The 14,886-nt window shown below is 34.4% G+C and carries 12 protein-coding genes and 1 pseudogene; 8 read left to right on the forward strand and 5 right to left on the reverse strand.

Annotated features, from left to right (window positions below):
• Positions 1 to 6 precede the first annotated feature (6 nt).
• Together KTH84_RS00460 and KTH84_RS00465 are read left to right on the forward strand one after the other, a co-directional pair.
• On the forward strand, positions 7 to 960 hold the full coding sequence (locus KTH84_RS00460) for a M15 family metallopeptidase (protein WP_197730909.1): 954 nt from the start codon (positions 7 to 9) through the stop codon (positions 958 to 960).
• 77 nt (positions 961 to 1,037) lie between these two features.
• Positions 1,038 to 2,186: a winged helix-turn-helix domain-containing protein gene (locus KTH84_RS00465; protein ID WP_262471595.1), complete on the forward strand. Its 1,149-nt coding sequence runs from the start codon at positions 1,038 to 1,040 to the stop codon at positions 2,184 to 2,186.
• 89 nt (positions 2,187 to 2,275) lie between these two features.
• On the opposite strand, the gene KTH84_RS00470 is transcribed toward KTH84_RS00465, so the two are convergent.
• Positions 2,276 to 2,731 carry a GNAT family N-acetyltransferase gene (locus KTH84_RS00470; RefSeq protein ID WP_262471596.1) on the reverse strand — a complete coding sequence of 152 codons (456 nt, stop codon included), beginning with the start codon at positions 2,729 to 2,731 and terminating at the stop codon, positions 2,276 to 2,278.
• 111 nt (positions 2,732 to 2,842) lie between these two features.
• Here KTH84_RS00470 and KTH84_RS00475 point away from each other — a divergent pair, with 111 nt between their 5' ends.
• Entirely contained in the window at positions 2,843 to 4,321 is a 1,479-nt protein-coding gene (locus KTH84_RS00475; protein ID WP_262471597.1) for a PLP-dependent aminotransferase family protein, read from the forward strand.
• A 276-nt stretch (positions 4,322 to 4,597) separates the two neighbouring features.
• Here KTH84_RS00475 and KTH84_RS00480 read toward each other — a convergent pair whose 3' ends face one another.
• Complete coding sequence (locus KTH84_RS00480; RefSeq protein WP_003651086.1) at positions 4,598 to 5,257, reverse strand: epoxyqueuosine reductase QueH; 660 nt, start codon at positions 5,255 to 5,257, stop codon at positions 4,598 to 4,600.
• A 451-nt stretch (positions 5,258 to 5,708) separates the two neighbouring features.
• On the opposite strand from KTH84_RS00480, the gene KTH84_RS00485 reads away from it, so the two are divergent.
• From KTH84_RS00485 to KTH84_RS00505, 5 genes and pseudogenes are all read left to right on the forward strand, one after another.
• Complete coding sequence (locus tag KTH84_RS00485; RefSeq protein WP_075431354.1) at positions 5,709 to 6,002, forward strand: hypothetical protein; 294 nt, start codon at positions 5,709 to 5,711, stop codon at positions 6,000 to 6,002.
• A gap of 198 nt (positions 6,003 to 6,200) precedes the next feature.
• On the forward strand, positions 6,201 to 6,668 hold the full coding sequence (soxR, locus tag KTH84_RS00490; protein WP_262471598.1) for a redox-sensitive transcriptional activator SoxR: 468 nt from the start codon (positions 6,201 to 6,203) through the stop codon (positions 6,666 to 6,668).
• 157 nt (positions 6,669 to 6,825) lie between these two features.
• Positions 6,826 to 7,260, forward strand: a complete 435-nt coding sequence (locus tag KTH84_RS00495; RefSeq protein ID WP_262471599.1) for an I78 family peptidase inhibitor — start codon at positions 6,826 to 6,828, stop codon at positions 7,258 to 7,260.
• Between the two features lie 603 nt (positions 7,261 to 7,863).
• On the forward strand, positions 7,864 to 9,243 hold the full coding sequence (locus tag KTH84_RS00500) for an L-serine ammonia-lyase (protein WP_262471600.1): 1,380 nt from the start codon (positions 7,864 to 7,866) through the stop codon (positions 9,241 to 9,243).
• Positions 9,244 to 9,370: 127 nt separating this feature from the next.
• Positions 9,371 to 9,466: pseudogene (locus tag KTH84_RS00505) on the forward strand (phenylacetic acid degradation protein); the annotation flags it as partial.
• On the opposite strand, the gene KTH84_RS00510 reads toward KTH84_RS00505, so the two are convergent.
• The 3 genes from KTH84_RS00510 to KTH84_RS19035 all read right to left on the reverse strand — a co-directional run bounded on the left by KTH84_RS00510 (position 9,460) and on the right by KTH84_RS19035 (position 14,520).
• Complete coding sequence (locus tag KTH84_RS00510; RefSeq protein WP_262471601.1) at positions 9,460 to 12,759, reverse strand: NERD domain-containing protein; 3,300 nt, start codon at positions 12,757 to 12,759, stop codon at positions 9,460 to 9,462. The pseudogene KTH84_RS00505 and the gene KTH84_RS00510 sit on opposite strands and share 7 nt — an antisense overlap.
• A 376-nt stretch (positions 12,760 to 13,135) precedes the next feature.
• Positions 13,136 to 14,005 (reverse strand): IS3 family transposase, encoded by an 870-nt coding sequence (locus KTH84_RS19030; RefSeq protein ID WP_410374396.1) that lies wholly within the window; start codon positions 14,003 to 14,005, stop codon positions 13,136 to 13,138.
• A 5-nt stretch (positions 14,006 to 14,010) separates the two neighbouring features.
• On the reverse strand, positions 14,011 to 14,520 hold the full coding sequence (locus KTH84_RS19035; RefSeq protein WP_324654553.1) for a transposase: 510 nt from the start codon (positions 14,518 to 14,520) through the stop codon (positions 14,011 to 14,013).
• Positions 14,521 to 14,886 lie beyond the last annotated feature (366 nt).

Below are 14,886 nucleotides of genomic sequence, written 5' to 3' on the forward strand. Positions count from 1 at the left end.
GAACTGATGATGATTTTTCTCATTTTCTTTTGCTTTACATGCTTGGCAATTGGTTTAGCGTTTTTAATGTCTTATGAGCTAAGGAGTAGAAGCAAAGATTTTGTTTTGTCATTACTGCCACAAGGTCGTAAGCAGCTTAATCAAGTTAGACAATTTGCTCAAACCATGAATCAGGCAGCTGCGCCTGAAAAGCTACAATCCCATTGGCATTTACAACAGTGGTGGATTGTCATTGCAGGCTTTTTCTTGTTTGCCAGTATTTTAGTGTTTGCTTTCACTCGACCTATTAGCTCAACTCGAATTGAAGCTGAATATCTCAAAAAAACAGATCCTCAAATTTATGCACTTTTGAATGGTGAAATATTATCACCACCACCAGAAGTGGATGAAAGCCTAATTGAAGCTGCGATTGTAGAGGCCACACAATTAGAGCAACAATATTCTGCTCAAAGTAGTGGCGCTATTAATTCTTCACCTATTGATAATTCGAGTTTCGATGGGCGAGCTATTTTAGATACAAGTTTAGTAGATCGTAAATGGAACAAAATGAACCCACGCTATAAGCAGCGTTTACTCATGGTTTTTAAAATTATGAAAGAACAATATGGCTATGAGTTGGTTCTATTGGAGGGGTATCGTAGTCCTGTTCGTCAGAATATGCTGGCGGGTAATCCGAATACGACCAGAGCAAAAGGGTATCAGAGTTATCATCAATTTGGTTTGGCGGCAGATATAGCCTTTAAGCGAAATGGAAAAGTGGTTATTTCTGAAAGAGACCCTTGGGCTATGCAAGGTTATCGTTTATATGGACAAGTTGCTGAATCGGTTGGTCTCACGTGGGGCGGACGTTGGAAATCTATCCAAGATTATGGACATACTGAGTTCCGCATGCCGGGATTAAGAAAAACTCAAGAAATGGCAGAAAAACTCATTGCCGAAAGTTTGAATGATATAAATTAAAAAGAGAAAAATATGTTTACAGAACCTAAAATACAGGACATTAAAATTGATTCAGTGATTAGCCAATTGAGCTTTCTATGACTTCATCTTTAAAACGGTTGGCTCTATTTAATCAAGGCTTAGGAAAGATTAGTCCGTTTGCAAAAGGTGTGGAGGGGACTTTACAGGCTATTGAACATTTGGGTTATGTACAGATTGATACCATATCAGTTGTTGAGCGCGCTCATCACCATATATTGTGGAATCGAGTGCCTGATTATGATTTAAGTCATTTAAACTATTTGGTTCGAGAGCGCCAGATTTTTGAATATTGGTATCATGCGGCGTCTTATCTACCAATGAAAGATTACCGTTATGCGCTGCCTGCCATGATGTCGGTTAGAAAGGGAGAAAGCCGTTATTTCAATAGAGGTGATCAACATCTCATGAATGAAATCTTAGCCCGCGTTCGTGCAGAGGGTCGAATTCGATTACGAGATATTGATAAGAATAATAAAAATAATTCGGGTGGTTGGTGGAATACAGGTCCTGGTCGCCGTGCTTTTGAGCAGTTATACATGCAGGGTGACCTGATGATTTGTGAACGTAACGGAATGGAAAAAGTCTATGATTTGACCGAACGCTGCTTACCTGAAAATATTGATTTGAGTATGCCTACGCTTCATGAGTATGCGCAGTATTTATTTAATACTACACTCCGAGCACATGGCGCATTTACATGGAAACAATTAGTTCATTTAAAAGGAAAAGATTTAAAAGAAACTATGCGTGTCGTGCTGAAAGAGCAGATTGACGTAGGTGTAGTGTCAGCAATTAAACTTGACGATGGACAAACTTTATATGTCGATATAGCTGCAATAGAACAAAAAGTGAATACTGATTTTGGCTTAAAAATACTTTCACCGTTTGATAACTCGCTGATTCATCGTGATCGCTTAACCTCTTTATTTGAATTTGATTATCGGATCGAATGTTATGTACCAGCAGCCAAACGAGTATTTGGTTATTTTTGCTTACCTATTCTTTATCAAGATGAGTTAGTGGGACGCATAGATTGCAAAGCACATCGGACTGTAAAAGAGCTAGAAGTGATTAGTCTACATCTAGAAAAAACAATCAAAGATAAAGAGCTTTTCTTTTTCGAATTAGAGCAAGAACTCAAGCGTTTTGCAGAGTTTAATCAATGCACTATCATTAATGACAAAGTCATCAAACTCATTCGCTGAGGTGTAAGCAGGGAATTATGTGACCTTAAATAAAATTTATTTAAGGTAAAACACCAAAAGAATCATAACTTTTGGTGTTTTCAATTGGTCTACATTAAAGACATGCGATATTCAATTATTCCTGGTTTTTGTGCAATCCAGTCATAGAGTTTTTGAGCCGTGTGATTAGTTTCTTGCGTGTGCCAATATAAACGATCACAGTTTTGCTCAATGGCCTGCTTCTGTACATATTCAATGAGTTGCTTACCAATGTGTTGACCACGGACTTCAGGTGAAACATAGAGGTCTTCTAAATAACAATAATTATTCTTTGCCCATGTTGAGCGATGAATAACATAATGCACAATTCCTAAAACTTGCTCGCCTTGTTTGGCAACAGCACAATAAACGGGCTCATTTTCATTGAAAAAGCGTTCCCAAGTCACTTTTGTGACATGAAAAGGTAAATTTACCTGATAGAAATTTTGATAGGCAAGCCAATATTTCTCCCACTGTGAATAGTCCTGCTGTTGAACAGGGATAATCTGAATGTCTTGATTTTGCATAATAATTACACTCTGTTTTAAAGTTTTAGAAAGTTGAGAACTAGAGTGTAGTTTTGCTAGTGGTATTTTTGTAAGGTACACTTTCAATATCTTTCACAGTACCAGTTTGTTATGGCAACTTCGATTTCTGCATCTTTTCCACATTTGATTTTGCCAAAGGGCCAGATTAAAGATGGACTATATTCGGCTTTGCGTGATGCTATTTTAGATGGAAGACTGAGTGCTGGAACAAAATTACCCTCAAGTCGGGCCTTGGCAGAGATGATGTCGATTTCACGAAACTCTGTATTAGCTGCGCTTGAACGGTTACTCGATGAAGGATACTTATTTACCAAACCAAGTTCTGGTACTTATGTTGCCGAAGTGATTCCAGATCAATTAATTGGTATTCAGCAAGACTTAAATTCATGTGTTGAAAAAAAGCCCCAATCGTTAAATATTAATCCGAATATTGGAGCTTTATTAGATTCATGGCGAGAGCAGTCATGGTCGACTCCAAAGAAAAAAATGTTCCATGTGGGAGTAGGGTGTATTGATTTATTTCCTCATCAGCTTTGGGGAAAGTTATTAAATCAAGCTTGGCGGCAGTCATATTATCAACTGGGCCAATTTCATGACCCGCGGGGCTATTTACCATTGCGTCAGGCAATCTGTGAGTATGTCCGTTCCACCCGAGGACTGAACTGCAATGAACAGCAAATCATTATTGTAAATGGGACGCAGCAGGCAATTCATTTAGCTGGCTACGCCTTACTTCAAGCAAATGATGAGGTGTGCCTAGATGAACCAGGCTACGACGCAGCTTTTAATATTTTTCGAAGTTTTGGTGCTCAGGTAAATTTGATCGAGAGTGATGAGGAGGGAATGCGAATCTCTGACATTACAGATCATTATTCAAAAAGCAAACTTGTTTATACCGCACCCTCACATCAGTTTCCTGTAGGTGGAACTTTGAGTTTAGCTCGCCGTTTTGCGTTACTCGATTGGGCATCTCAACAAGGGAAATGGATTTTTGAAGATGATTATAATAGTGAATTTCGCTATGGCACACATCCTATTCAAGCTCTACAAGGTTTAGATCAGCAGCAAAGAGTTATTTATTCTGGTACTTTTACCAAAATGATGTTCCCTGAGTTTCGGTTAGGATTCATGGTTGTGCCTGAAGCATTGATTGAAACCTTTAGTGCGGCCAAATATTATACGGATGTTCGAAGTTCTTATTTAGAGCAGGTGGCTTTGTCTCTATTTATACAAAAAGGCCACTATGCTCGGCACGTGCGTAAAGTTAGAAAAGCATGCTATGAGCGCCAACAAGCATTGATTAAAGCTATTGATGAGCATCTCTCGGAAGTACTCGACGTCCAACCAACCGATTCAGGTATCCATGCAGTGTGCTGGTTAAAAGGTGCGTGGACAGAGCAAGAATTTATTGACCAGTGTTCATTTTTAAACTTGGCTGTTCAGCCGTTATCAAGATATTGTCAGACGCCAAGCAAGAAGGCCGCTGTACTTATTGGCTATGCAGCCCACACACCTAATGAAATTATTGAAAACATTCAAAAAATTGCACAATATTTAAAAGCTAAATAATAGCCTAAGTTACGTTATGTAGATAAATTTAATCGTTATTCAAATACTTAAATGCAAATTTTTATGACGATCAATTGGTTATATGAAAATAGAAATTTTATTAAAATTTTAAAAATTATTTTTAATTAATATTATTTTAAGCTAGCACAATTAATCTAACTACATCAAAGCTTATTTAGTACACCTTTTAGCCACATTCTCCAGATGTGGCTCTTTTTTTATAAAAAATAAATGTAGCTAAGAACAAATTAATTAATTTTTTAAGAGAAGTAAAAATTAATCTTCTTCCATGGCATTACTGTAAAACTTAACACCTAGTTTAATACGATCACGCCCATTACCCATACGCCAGCGGTTAGTATCTCGTAAAGAATATACACAACCACAATATTCTTGCTGATAAAATTCTTCTCGTTTACTGATTTCAATCATACGGCTTGAGCCACCATTTTTACGCCAGTTATAGTCCCAGTACTGAATTTCAGGATAGTGAGCAGCAGCGCGAATTCCGCAGTCATTGATTTGCGCCATATTTTTCCAACGTGAAATTCCTAGCGAACTACTGATGAGACTAAAGCCGTGTTCATGTGCGTAAAGGGCAGTTCGTTCAAATCTCATATCAAAACACATGGTACAACGAATGCCACGTTCAGGTTCATCTTCCATCCCTTTTGCTCGGGCAAACCAGTTGTCAGTGTCATAGTCTGCATCGATAAATGGAATATTATGCTTTTCTGCAAAACGAATATTTTCTTCTTTGCGGATTAAATATTCTTTTACTGGATGAATATTAGGATTATAAAAAAATATTGAAAATTTAATTTCTGAGTCGATTAATGCTTCCATAACTTCTCCTGAACAAGGAGCGCAACAAGAGTGAAGTAATAATTGATCGTGTCCAGAAGGGAGTTCTAATTTTAAACGTTGAGTTGACATAATAAAAAAATTAAATTGTAATGCCATTAATTATATATTTATTATTTGTATAATGTGAAATGAATTATTTTCAATTTTACTGTGAAATTAATTTAATATTTTAAAGAAAATCTATTTTTATATTTAAGGTTAAGTTGAATGCAAATAATTAAATAAATGTCATGTTATATATTAAGGCTGGATTTGTAATTAAATTTAAAGTTATTGCCAAATATACTATATAATTAAATAAATTATGGATGGGTTTTATATATTTAAAAATAATAAGCCTTAAATATTTTTGATAAGTGATTGATGTATCTGAATATAATTTGAATTTTTTATTGTGATATGTGTCACAAATAAACCTTATTTTTTCAATTAAAATATTTCTTTAGATTTATATCTTTAATAAATCTATACTATAAAATTCAGTGTGTTTTTTTAATTTAAGCGTGTGATAATTTGAGATATGGAAGATTGGCAATGTAAGTATTGTAATGGTTACATTATGGTTAATCATTCAAAGATTGATGTAGGAGAAAAAGTTTACTTTTTGGTATATAAATTTGACGCAAAGAATGAAAGGAAAAAATTATATAAAAAGGGAGTTGTAGTTGCCCGTTACGATAATATATTACACATTGAGTCACGTAAAAAAACGTATAAGATCGAGCAGATAAAAGTCTATCCATTAGGTGCCCCAATGCCTTTTGTTTACAACATGTTTTGGATTTGTGGGTGTCCGTGTACTCTACAAAACTAAATTCTTAAATTTAACTGACAGCAAACTATTTTATAGATTGAACTGAGTTAATCATCACATCCATTTTTGTTATCATTTTTTATAGATAAGACCTATAACTTTAGGAAAGTGGTTCATAGTCTATAAGAAAATCTCTGTGATTTATTTGACAAAATAAAAGTGTACTCTTATAAACCTCGAGTAAAGTTGAGGTCAATCATGATGAATGGAAATAAAAAAGCTGACCCTAGTCGAGTTTTGACCGTGGGTGACGTTGCAAAAAGGAGTGGAGTTCCTGTTTCAACCCTTCATTTTTATGAAGCGAAAGGGCTTATAAAAAGTATAAGAACAAATGGTAATCAACGTCGGTATCCTTTAATTATTTTAAGATATATTGCGATTATTAAAGTTGCTCAAAGGGTCGGTATTCCTTTAAATGAAATTAAAGAAGCTTTAAGTCAGTATCCGGTAGGTAGCAAATTAACAGCTAAGCAATGGAAAGATTTATCAAGTCATTGGCGAGAAAGTCTGGATGATCGAATTCAAAAATTAACTCGCTTAAGAGATGAAATAGACTGGTGCATTGGCTGTGGCTGTTTATCATTAGAGCAATGCCCCTTAAGAAATCCTGAAGATATTTTAGGACAAGATGGATCTGGCCCCCGAATTTTAGAAAGACCTGAATAGAATATTAAAAAATGACTTTTATTTGGGAATATCTTAATTTCCAATACATTAAATTTATTTTGCTTGAACATTCAAGTAAGTTTTTTATTGTAAAGAAGTGATATGAAATATGAAATTTTTTGATATCTTTAGCTTTTTTACTAAGAAGCAAAAAATTATGAAAAAAATTCTCTTTCTTGGCTTGGCACTTGTTTCGTTAACGGCTTGCTCGTCTGTACAACATAAAGATCTAACTCCACCAAAAATTGGTTCACCAAATCCAGCTAGTCAATATTGTGTTGAAAAAGGTGGGCAATTAGAAATTAGAAATGAAGCAAATGGTCAGGTGGGCTACTGTCATTTACCAAATGGCCAAGTCGTTGAAGAATGGAAATTATTCCGTGACAATCAAGCGAACTGCGTAGCAGAAGAAGCTCAAAAATTAGTGGGGCAATCTGGCCTTACTGATGATCAAATTAAACAAAAGACTCAATCAGAAATTGTGCGTAAAGTTGCTCCGGGTCAACCAATGACTATGGATTATCGTACAAACCGAGTTACAGTCACCATTGATCCAGCTTCTAAAAAGATTACTAATGCAACATGTGGCTAATTTTTTAATTTAAATTTGCCAGTTCAACTTGAAATCAAAGCCTGCTGAAATGCGGGCTTTTTACGACTTTAATTTTTAGAAGAATGAATGACGGGATATTCTTTTTGTTGGGGCAGTTGCTGTAAAGCGTGATTCATTTTTCTTCTCTTTCATTATTTCTATAAATTTAATATATCAGGCTTTAAATCAATAATAAAAAAAGCCCCTAGCGGACTAGAGGCTGAAAAACATCAGATGCGGTAACAGGTGAATTATGCATCTGAGTTAAGTAGGTTGTATCAAACCATGTAAAATACTTTACCAGCAAAAATGAATAAAAATAGTGAGGTGCGACTAATGGCTAATATTTGTGGTTTTTTATTTATACAAATTGGCGCGCTTATTTAAAGACTCTTTCTAGAACACCTATTAGGAGCGATAAAAACTCCACAATTTATAATTTTGATTAAACCAACCGAAGTTGATTGTTCAACCGTTGTCTTTTTGTGCGACTACCCGTAGTTATTCGTGATTTGTCCCAGACTTAATGATAATTTTAATGTCATCCGAAAGGACACAATAACGACGAACATACGAATAATAATGAATTGAAGGTAGGACCCCGTGTTTATTAGTGTATTTGATCTTTTTAAAATTGGCATCGGCCCATCTAGCTCCCATACAGTTGGACCAATGCGTGCGGCATACAGTTTTGTGGATGATTTACTGAAGCAAGATGATCTACAAAAGACGTTTAGAATTCAGGTTAAGTTATATGGTTCACTTGCAGCCACTGGTGTCGGTCATGCAACAGACAAGGCCATTCTTTTAGGATTAATGGGTTTTGATCCTGAACATATTGATACCCAATCAAGTACGAGCTTCATTGAAGATGTGCTTGAAAATAAAATAATTAAGCTCAATCAGCAACAGAGTATTTCTTTTGACTATAAGTCTGATGTGCTTTTTTTAGATGAATCTCTGCCTTATCACCCCAATGCAATGGAACTAATTGCGTATAACGAAGCTGAAGAAATTTTATATGCCGAAACTTACTATTCAGTTGGTGGCGGTTTTATTGTTAGCCACAGACAATTAATACACACCCAAACTGAAACCAATGAAGTTAAGGTTTCATATCCATTTTATAGTGCGGCTGAACTCTTAAGCTTATGTAAAACGTATCATTTATCGATCAGTGAGTTAATGCTTGAAAATGAGAAAAGTTGGCGTAGTGAAAGTGAGATTCGCGCCAAGATTATGGATATCTGGAAGGTTATGCAGCAATGCATTCATAATGGGCTGATCAATGAAGGAATATTGCCAGGCGGTTTAAATGTAAAACGTCGAGCTAAAAAAATTCATCAAAAGTTATTAGACAACAAAAATACTAACCTGATTGTGACCACGTTTCATGCAATGGAATGGGTTAATTTATTTGCCTTAGCGGTAAATGAAGAAAATGCTGCTGGTGGTCGAGTAGTGACTGCGCCGACAAATGGCGCAGCAGGCATTATTCCGGCAGTTTTATATTACTACGTGACTTTTTCTAAAGATTTTTCCGAAGATAAAGTGGTTCGCTTTTTTCTAAGTGCGGCAGCAGTCGGCATTTTATGTAAGCTCAATGCGTCTATTTCGGGGGCTGAAGTTGGATGTCAGGGAGAAGTCGGCTCAGCATGTGCAATGGCTTCGGCAGGGTTAGCTGAAATTTTAGGTGCATCACCTGAACAAGTGGAACATGCGGCAGAAATTGGCCTTGAACATAATTTGGGCTTAACGTGTGACCCGATTGGTGGGCTGGTTCAGGTACCTTGTATTGAACGAAATGCAATTGCGGCTGTAAAAGCCATTAATGCAGCACAAATGGCACTTCATGACGACGATGAACATTTTGTGTCTTTAGACAAAGTGATTCAGACCATGAAAGAAACAGGCAAGGACATGTCATATAAATACAAAGAAACCTCAAAAGGTGGACTCGCCGTTAACGCAATTGAGTGCTAAAAAAGTGAGATGGGGTCGAGATGGCCCATCTCATTTTAAATATTAAGTAGGGCGAGCCTGAATTAAACTTGCACAGCAATTTCAGAAGATCGCCTTACTTATAAGGACTTCAGTTCTTCAAATTATCAAGGTCGGAAGTAGTAAAAAATTTGCACATTATAAGGTGGTGGTAACAGACGGTTTGAATAATAGAGTCGCTTTATTTACATCTACTTGTTATTGAATATTATATAGTTTTAACTCTATATTTTTTATTGCTTCTATTGCAGAAATACCTAGTACTTTATGGTCACAAAACTCTTTTAGTAATAATAGATCATCCCTAGATCCTAATGCTCCTAGAGTTTGAATACAAAAAAGCGCAATATTAAATGAATCTTCCCTAAAAATATTATTAAAATAATATTTTTGCTTATCATGTAAAAGAAGTCCTTGCCTACATATTTCTAGAATAAGATCAGGATATTCAGAAAATAACTTTCTAGATACTTCTTCAGAAGAGAAATTTTGATTAGTTATAGTGTATAAAGCTGCTGCACTTGCACTTTTAGTATATTTTAAAAGTATATTCCTAGCATCTAAAGTATATGATGAGTTTTGTGGAGCACTAATTTTTCTTTGTATCCAATACAATAATTCTGCCCATGCAAGTAGAGTGATATCGGCTTCAGTTTGTATAACACCTCTTTGTTGGGGAAGATCTGCTTCTAATTTACCAAGAGCTTCATGAGCATTTACAAAAGCTTCAATTGCACCTTGGGGCATACAATGATCTTTAGGAGGAAGTGAGGTATAGGGGATTAAGACCGAAACAACAGATTGATCATTAATGTCTGCTAAGTCTTCTATTAAATTTCCTATGAAAAAAGAATTAAATTTATTTGCGCCTCTACAAGCTTTTATCAATAGAGTCTTCAGACTAGTTATATCTAAATTATGAATTTCTTCCCAATATGATTCACTAAAAGGATGATCATATTGATTGGAGTAAATTCCCCATGCTAATTCATCTGATAGGATATCATCATTCTGAAGTATAGAGTTAATCTCACTATGTATCATGTGCAAATGGTTGTCTTTATCTTGCTCTAAAGCTCCTAATGAATTTAATGCTTCAATAATGCAACTATCGAGCATTAAATTAACCTTATTGAGAGCAGAGTCTAATGTATTAATAATTTGTAAACGATATTTATCTTCAATATTATTTAAGTGAGTACATAAATCTATTAATTCTAGTTGGAAGTGATAGGGATAATTGATTAAGTCATCAAGCAGTCTAGTAACTGTTGAAATAATTTTTTTAGATTTAATAGATTTTGATATTTTAATTAAAAAATAATATTGTCCTAAAGTTTTTGCAGATAACCAAGCAGATTCAAGAGAAGAGTTAAATGTATCTTTATTTTTTGAGTATTTTGATAAAAATCCTAATTGAATATGATTTGTTAATTTTGTTAAAGAAATTTCTTTCTGATGTAGGTATGCATTTGCAAAAACCCCATCAGATAAAGACTTTTTTTTAGATTTTGTTTGAATAAGATTTTTATCTAAGAAAAACTGAATCGAATGATCCATATTTTCGCAAGCTTTTAGTATTTCTTTAAAGTAATTTCCAGATAATATCTCCTTTGTAATAATTCCTAAATAAGATCCAAAATTTTTAAGCTGAGGATTGCAAGAATTTTTATCTATAGAAATATTTAACCATCCTGTTTCATCTAATTTAAAGTGAATATTTTGTGCCTCAGTACACATATTTATTAGTTGAGACTGAATTTTTTCATTAATAATCTTTTGAGCTATGGTTCCACATTCACCTTCAGCACAAGCTATAATTATTTGGGGGTCAGTACAGTACTCAAGTACTTCTTTTAGCATAAAGTCATCTTCAATTGCACCGAGAATAAATATCTTTGCAGAATTAAATCTGGGCGAGCTTAATAATGAAATTATTTTTTCAATATTATTATAGTTCTCTCTTATTACTGATTCAGCAGTAAATGTAAGAAAAAAAAGCTCATGTGAAAAACTAACAATATCTCCACGTTCTTTTATTAAATTGGATTCAAGTACTATTTTGCGCGTATCAATATCTATATTGTTCATCTTGCATAATCTATCAAATTCCCGTATTGAGATAGTAAAACGAGCCCTTTGTACTAAATAGTTTGCTAATGAACTTAGAATTTCAATTCCATTTTGATAAAACTTATCTAGCTTTTTTCTAGCATAAGTTTCAAAAATTATAAATTTACTAGCATTTAATGGTAAAGAATTACCTATTTTCCCAATAAGTGAGGCTTCAAGCCCTGAGTTAGCAGTTTCGAGTAAATTTAAAATGTGGGTTGAATGATCTGTATTTTTATTAGTTTTAGATAAAATAATTTTAAATTCTTGTGTAGGAGATTTTACATAAATTTCGTCTACTTTTAATAAGTCATGATAAGCAAGATGGTTTTGACTACTAATAATAATTTTTGCATTATAGCGCAATGAGAATGCTTTTAGGCTTCGTGTTAACTGAGGCTGGAGGCTGATGGGACATTCATTATAACCATCTAAAAATATAATTATAACTTTTCCAAGAATTTTTGATGTTTTAATTAATTCAACTATAGTGAGATTGCATAAAAGATTTACTTCATTGTCCAATATGTTTTTAAATTTTCCTATAAAATCTTTAGCTGAGATAAAAATAGGAATAAAGTTATGCTCAATACATGATAATGCATACTTTGTTGTGATTAGAGTTTTTCCACATCCTGAAGGGCCTTTAATAAGGATGCTATTACTATTATTTATGGTTTTTAAGAATATATCTGAGAAATTATAATTATTTTTATTGAATTCATAATTATCAGAAATGTATTCTTTTATATTTAGAGAGTATAATTCTGAAAAAGCATTTATATATGTTATATATTTTTTTTCAATAGAAAAGATATTAGGGTCTGTAGCTGCTTCAAGCGATGATACAGCTTCAAGATTAAATATGTTTGCTAGTAATTGGCATTCTATTTGACTGATAGTCGCACTAGAGGATTGGGAAATTATATCTGAAAGTGCATTTAACTCAGAAATTTTAACTTTAAAATCTCCTTTGGTTAGTTTTGAACCAAGAGGAATAATGGGCGAAATGATTACGGCAGCATTAGGATAACCATTAATATGAATTTTTTTTTGGATACCATCACGTAAAGCATTTTTAGCGTTTAAAGCTTGGTTATATGCATTTCCAATTTTTGTTGTACCATAAGATCCATGTTGAATCCATTGACCATTGATCTCTCCACTTACTGGTAATGTATAGCCTTTTGCTTCAATAAGAAGAATATTGTTTCTAGTGAAGATAGCAAAGTCAATTTGACGACCTTCTATATGAAAATTTGCAAAGATATAAGACCAGCTATTTAAACTTTTTAATACTGTATAGATAGCTGTTAAGCAATCATATTCTGATTTATGCTGAATGGGTTCCCCGATATATATACAAGGTGAAAATGGATCATCCATATTTTTAGTCATAATTTTATAAAATTAATTTACATTTAGCATATGATAAATAAAAAATTGCTTCTGTCTATGCAATATAGAAAAGAAATAAAATTAGAAATAGAGATCTAAAAACTATTCCTCTACAACCCCCACTTAACAATAACCAACTCATTATTTAGCCTTACTTTTCTAATGATTTAATTTAAAGCAAATGGCATTTTGTGTGCTTGACTGCAATAGGACAGGACACTATCCTTTGCCTGCTGGCCTACATTGCCAGTCGGTCGTCGCGGACCGTCCCTTAGGAGCATTAAAGGTTTTTACTTTTAGTGTGTGCACCCTCGTGCCCCCTCTGCGGCGGGAATGATCTGACCCCATAAAGTTGGACAGTTAATTAAGCAGTTTTTAAAAACTGATTTCTATATTGTACAGGGGATAAACCTTGTAGCTTCACCTTGATTCTCTCATGATTATAATAATGAATGTACTCTTTTACAGTTTTCTCTAATTCATCAATTGATTGAAATTTTTCACCATGAAAGCATTCCGATTTTAATATTCCAAAGAAGCTTTCTATTACAGCATTATCCAAACAATTTCCCTTACGAGACATACTCTGAATTAAACCATGTTGCTTTAATTGCTGCTGGTAATGGGCCATTTGATATTGCCATCCTTGATCGGAATGGAGAATTGGTTTTTCATGTTGTTTAAGTTTAGCCAAAGCATGAATGAGCATCTCTTTTACTAACTCATAATTGAGTTTGCGTTGGATTCGGAACGTAATAATTTCCCCATTAAATAAATCTATAATTGGGGATAGGTAAAGTTTTTCACCATTCACATTAAATTCCGTTACATCAGTTGCCCATTTCTGATTTGGCCGATTTGCTTTAAATTGCCGTTGTAAAATGTTATCAGCCACCATCCCGACACAACCACTTTTATATGAGCGATATTTTAGTGCTCTGATCCTTGATTTGAGTCCCATAGTTTTCATGAGGCGATATACGCATTTATGGTTAATCATTATTCCTGCACTTTTCAAAGCAAGAGTAATTCTACGATAGCCGTAACATCCTTTGTGCTTGTGATATATCGACTTAATATTTTGTTTTAGCTCAGTATATTTATCATTAGAGCGTACAGCTTTCATGTGATAGAAATAAGTACTACGGGCTATCTTCGCGATACCGAGTAATAGTTTCAATGGATAGATGTGCCTTAATTCTGAAACAACTTGAACACTGTCTGCAGTAGAAATTGAACTTAAGTACGCTGCTTCAGTTTTAAGGCTTTTAGCTTTTTTAAGAAAGCGACCTCTGCGCGCAAAGCTGTAACCTCATCAATGAGTTCTTGTTGAGACTTGTCTTTATCATCTCTGATTGGCTTAACTACTTTGATTTTATCTTGCTTAGTCATATTGGTATAAGTCCGTTTAGTATTAAAACCAGCAATCCCTTCTTTATGATACTGAGCTAACCATCTTCTTAAAATTGACGTCCCGCTCAGATTTAATCGTCTTCTTACTTCTCTTACGGGTATCTTATCAAGAAGCATTTGTATCGCATTGATTTTAAATTCTGGAGAATAATAAGTCTTTTTAATTTTAACATTAAGCCCATCAGTACCATGTGCTTTATAGTTTTCAATCCATAAACGGATGGTTTGGAGATCTACATTAAACTCTTTGGAAAGAATTTTATAGCCTTTACTCCCATCTAAATAAGCCTGAATTACTTTTAGTTTTAACTCTTTTGAATGCTTTGGAACTGGCATAGGACACACCTTATAAGTTTAAAGAGTCTAACTTATGGGGTGCAGTTCAGAACGGAGGGGGACACCCTTGGGTGTGCTGGAGTCTTAAGGCCAGTCCGCGAACCCCCTTCGTTCTGCCACCATAATTTTAATGTCGGCAGAACTCCCAATAAAAAGGAGTTGGCTTTGCACATCCATTATTTCTTGGCTCTCGATGCCAAAAGCTATAACGACACAGCTTAAAAAATAAAGCAGCTTGAACGCCCTAAGGTTCTCAGGCTTTAAGTCTTTTTTATTTAAAACTTAGCAATAACAAACTTGAGATGTGCCACGCACAGTCTTTACGGCTTTGCTATGCCTTTTTTTCTCCCCAAAAGTATCTCGTTT

It is taken from the genome of Acinetobacter sp. WU_MDCI_Abxb74, from assembly GCF_025513915.1.
GTDB classification, from domain to species: Bacteria; Pseudomonadota; Gammaproteobacteria; order Pseudomonadales; family Moraxellaceae; genus Acinetobacter; species Acinetobacter calcoaceticus_C.

Excerpts from the sequence above, each read along its gene's own strand:
- KTH84_RS00495 (WP_262471599.1), top strand. The coding sequence starts at position 6,826 with ATGAAAAAAATTCTCTTTCTTGGCTTGGCACTTGTTTCGTTAACGGCT.
- KTH84_RS00475 (WP_262471597.1), top strand. The coding sequence starts at position 2,843 with ATGGCAACTTCGATTTCTGCATCTTTTCCACATTTGATTTTGCCAAAG.
- KTH84_RS00480 (WP_003651086.1), bottom strand. The coding sequence starts at position 5,257 with ATGTCAACTCAACGTTTAAAATTAGAACTCCCTTCTGGACACGATCAA.
- KTH84_RS00460 (WP_197730909.1), top strand. The coding sequence starts at position 7 with ATGATGATTTTTCTCATTTTCTTTTGCTTTACATGCTTGGCAATTGGT.
- KTH84_RS00485 (WP_075431354.1), top strand. The coding sequence starts at position 5,709 with ATGGAAGATTGGCAATGTAAGTATTGTAATGGTTACATTATGGTTAAT.
- KTH84_RS00465 (WP_262471595.1), top strand. The coding sequence starts at position 1,038 with ATGACTTCATCTTTAAAACGGTTGGCTCTATTTAATCAAGGCTTAGGA.
- KTH84_RS00510 (WP_262471601.1), bottom strand. The coding sequence starts at position 12,759 with ATGGATGATCCATTTTCACCTTGTATATATATCGGGGAACCCATTCAG.
- soxR (WP_262471598.1), top strand. The coding sequence starts at position 6,201 with ATGATGAATGGAAATAAAAAAGCTGACCCTAGTCGAGTTTTGACCGTG.
- KTH84_RS19035 (WP_324654553.1), bottom strand. The coding sequence starts at position 14,520 with ATGCCAGTTCCAAAGCATTCAAAAGAGTTAAAACTAAAAGTAATTCAG.
- KTH84_RS00470 (WP_262471596.1), bottom strand. The coding sequence starts at position 2,731 with ATGCAAAATCAAGACATTCAGATTATCCCTGTTCAACAGCAGGACTAT.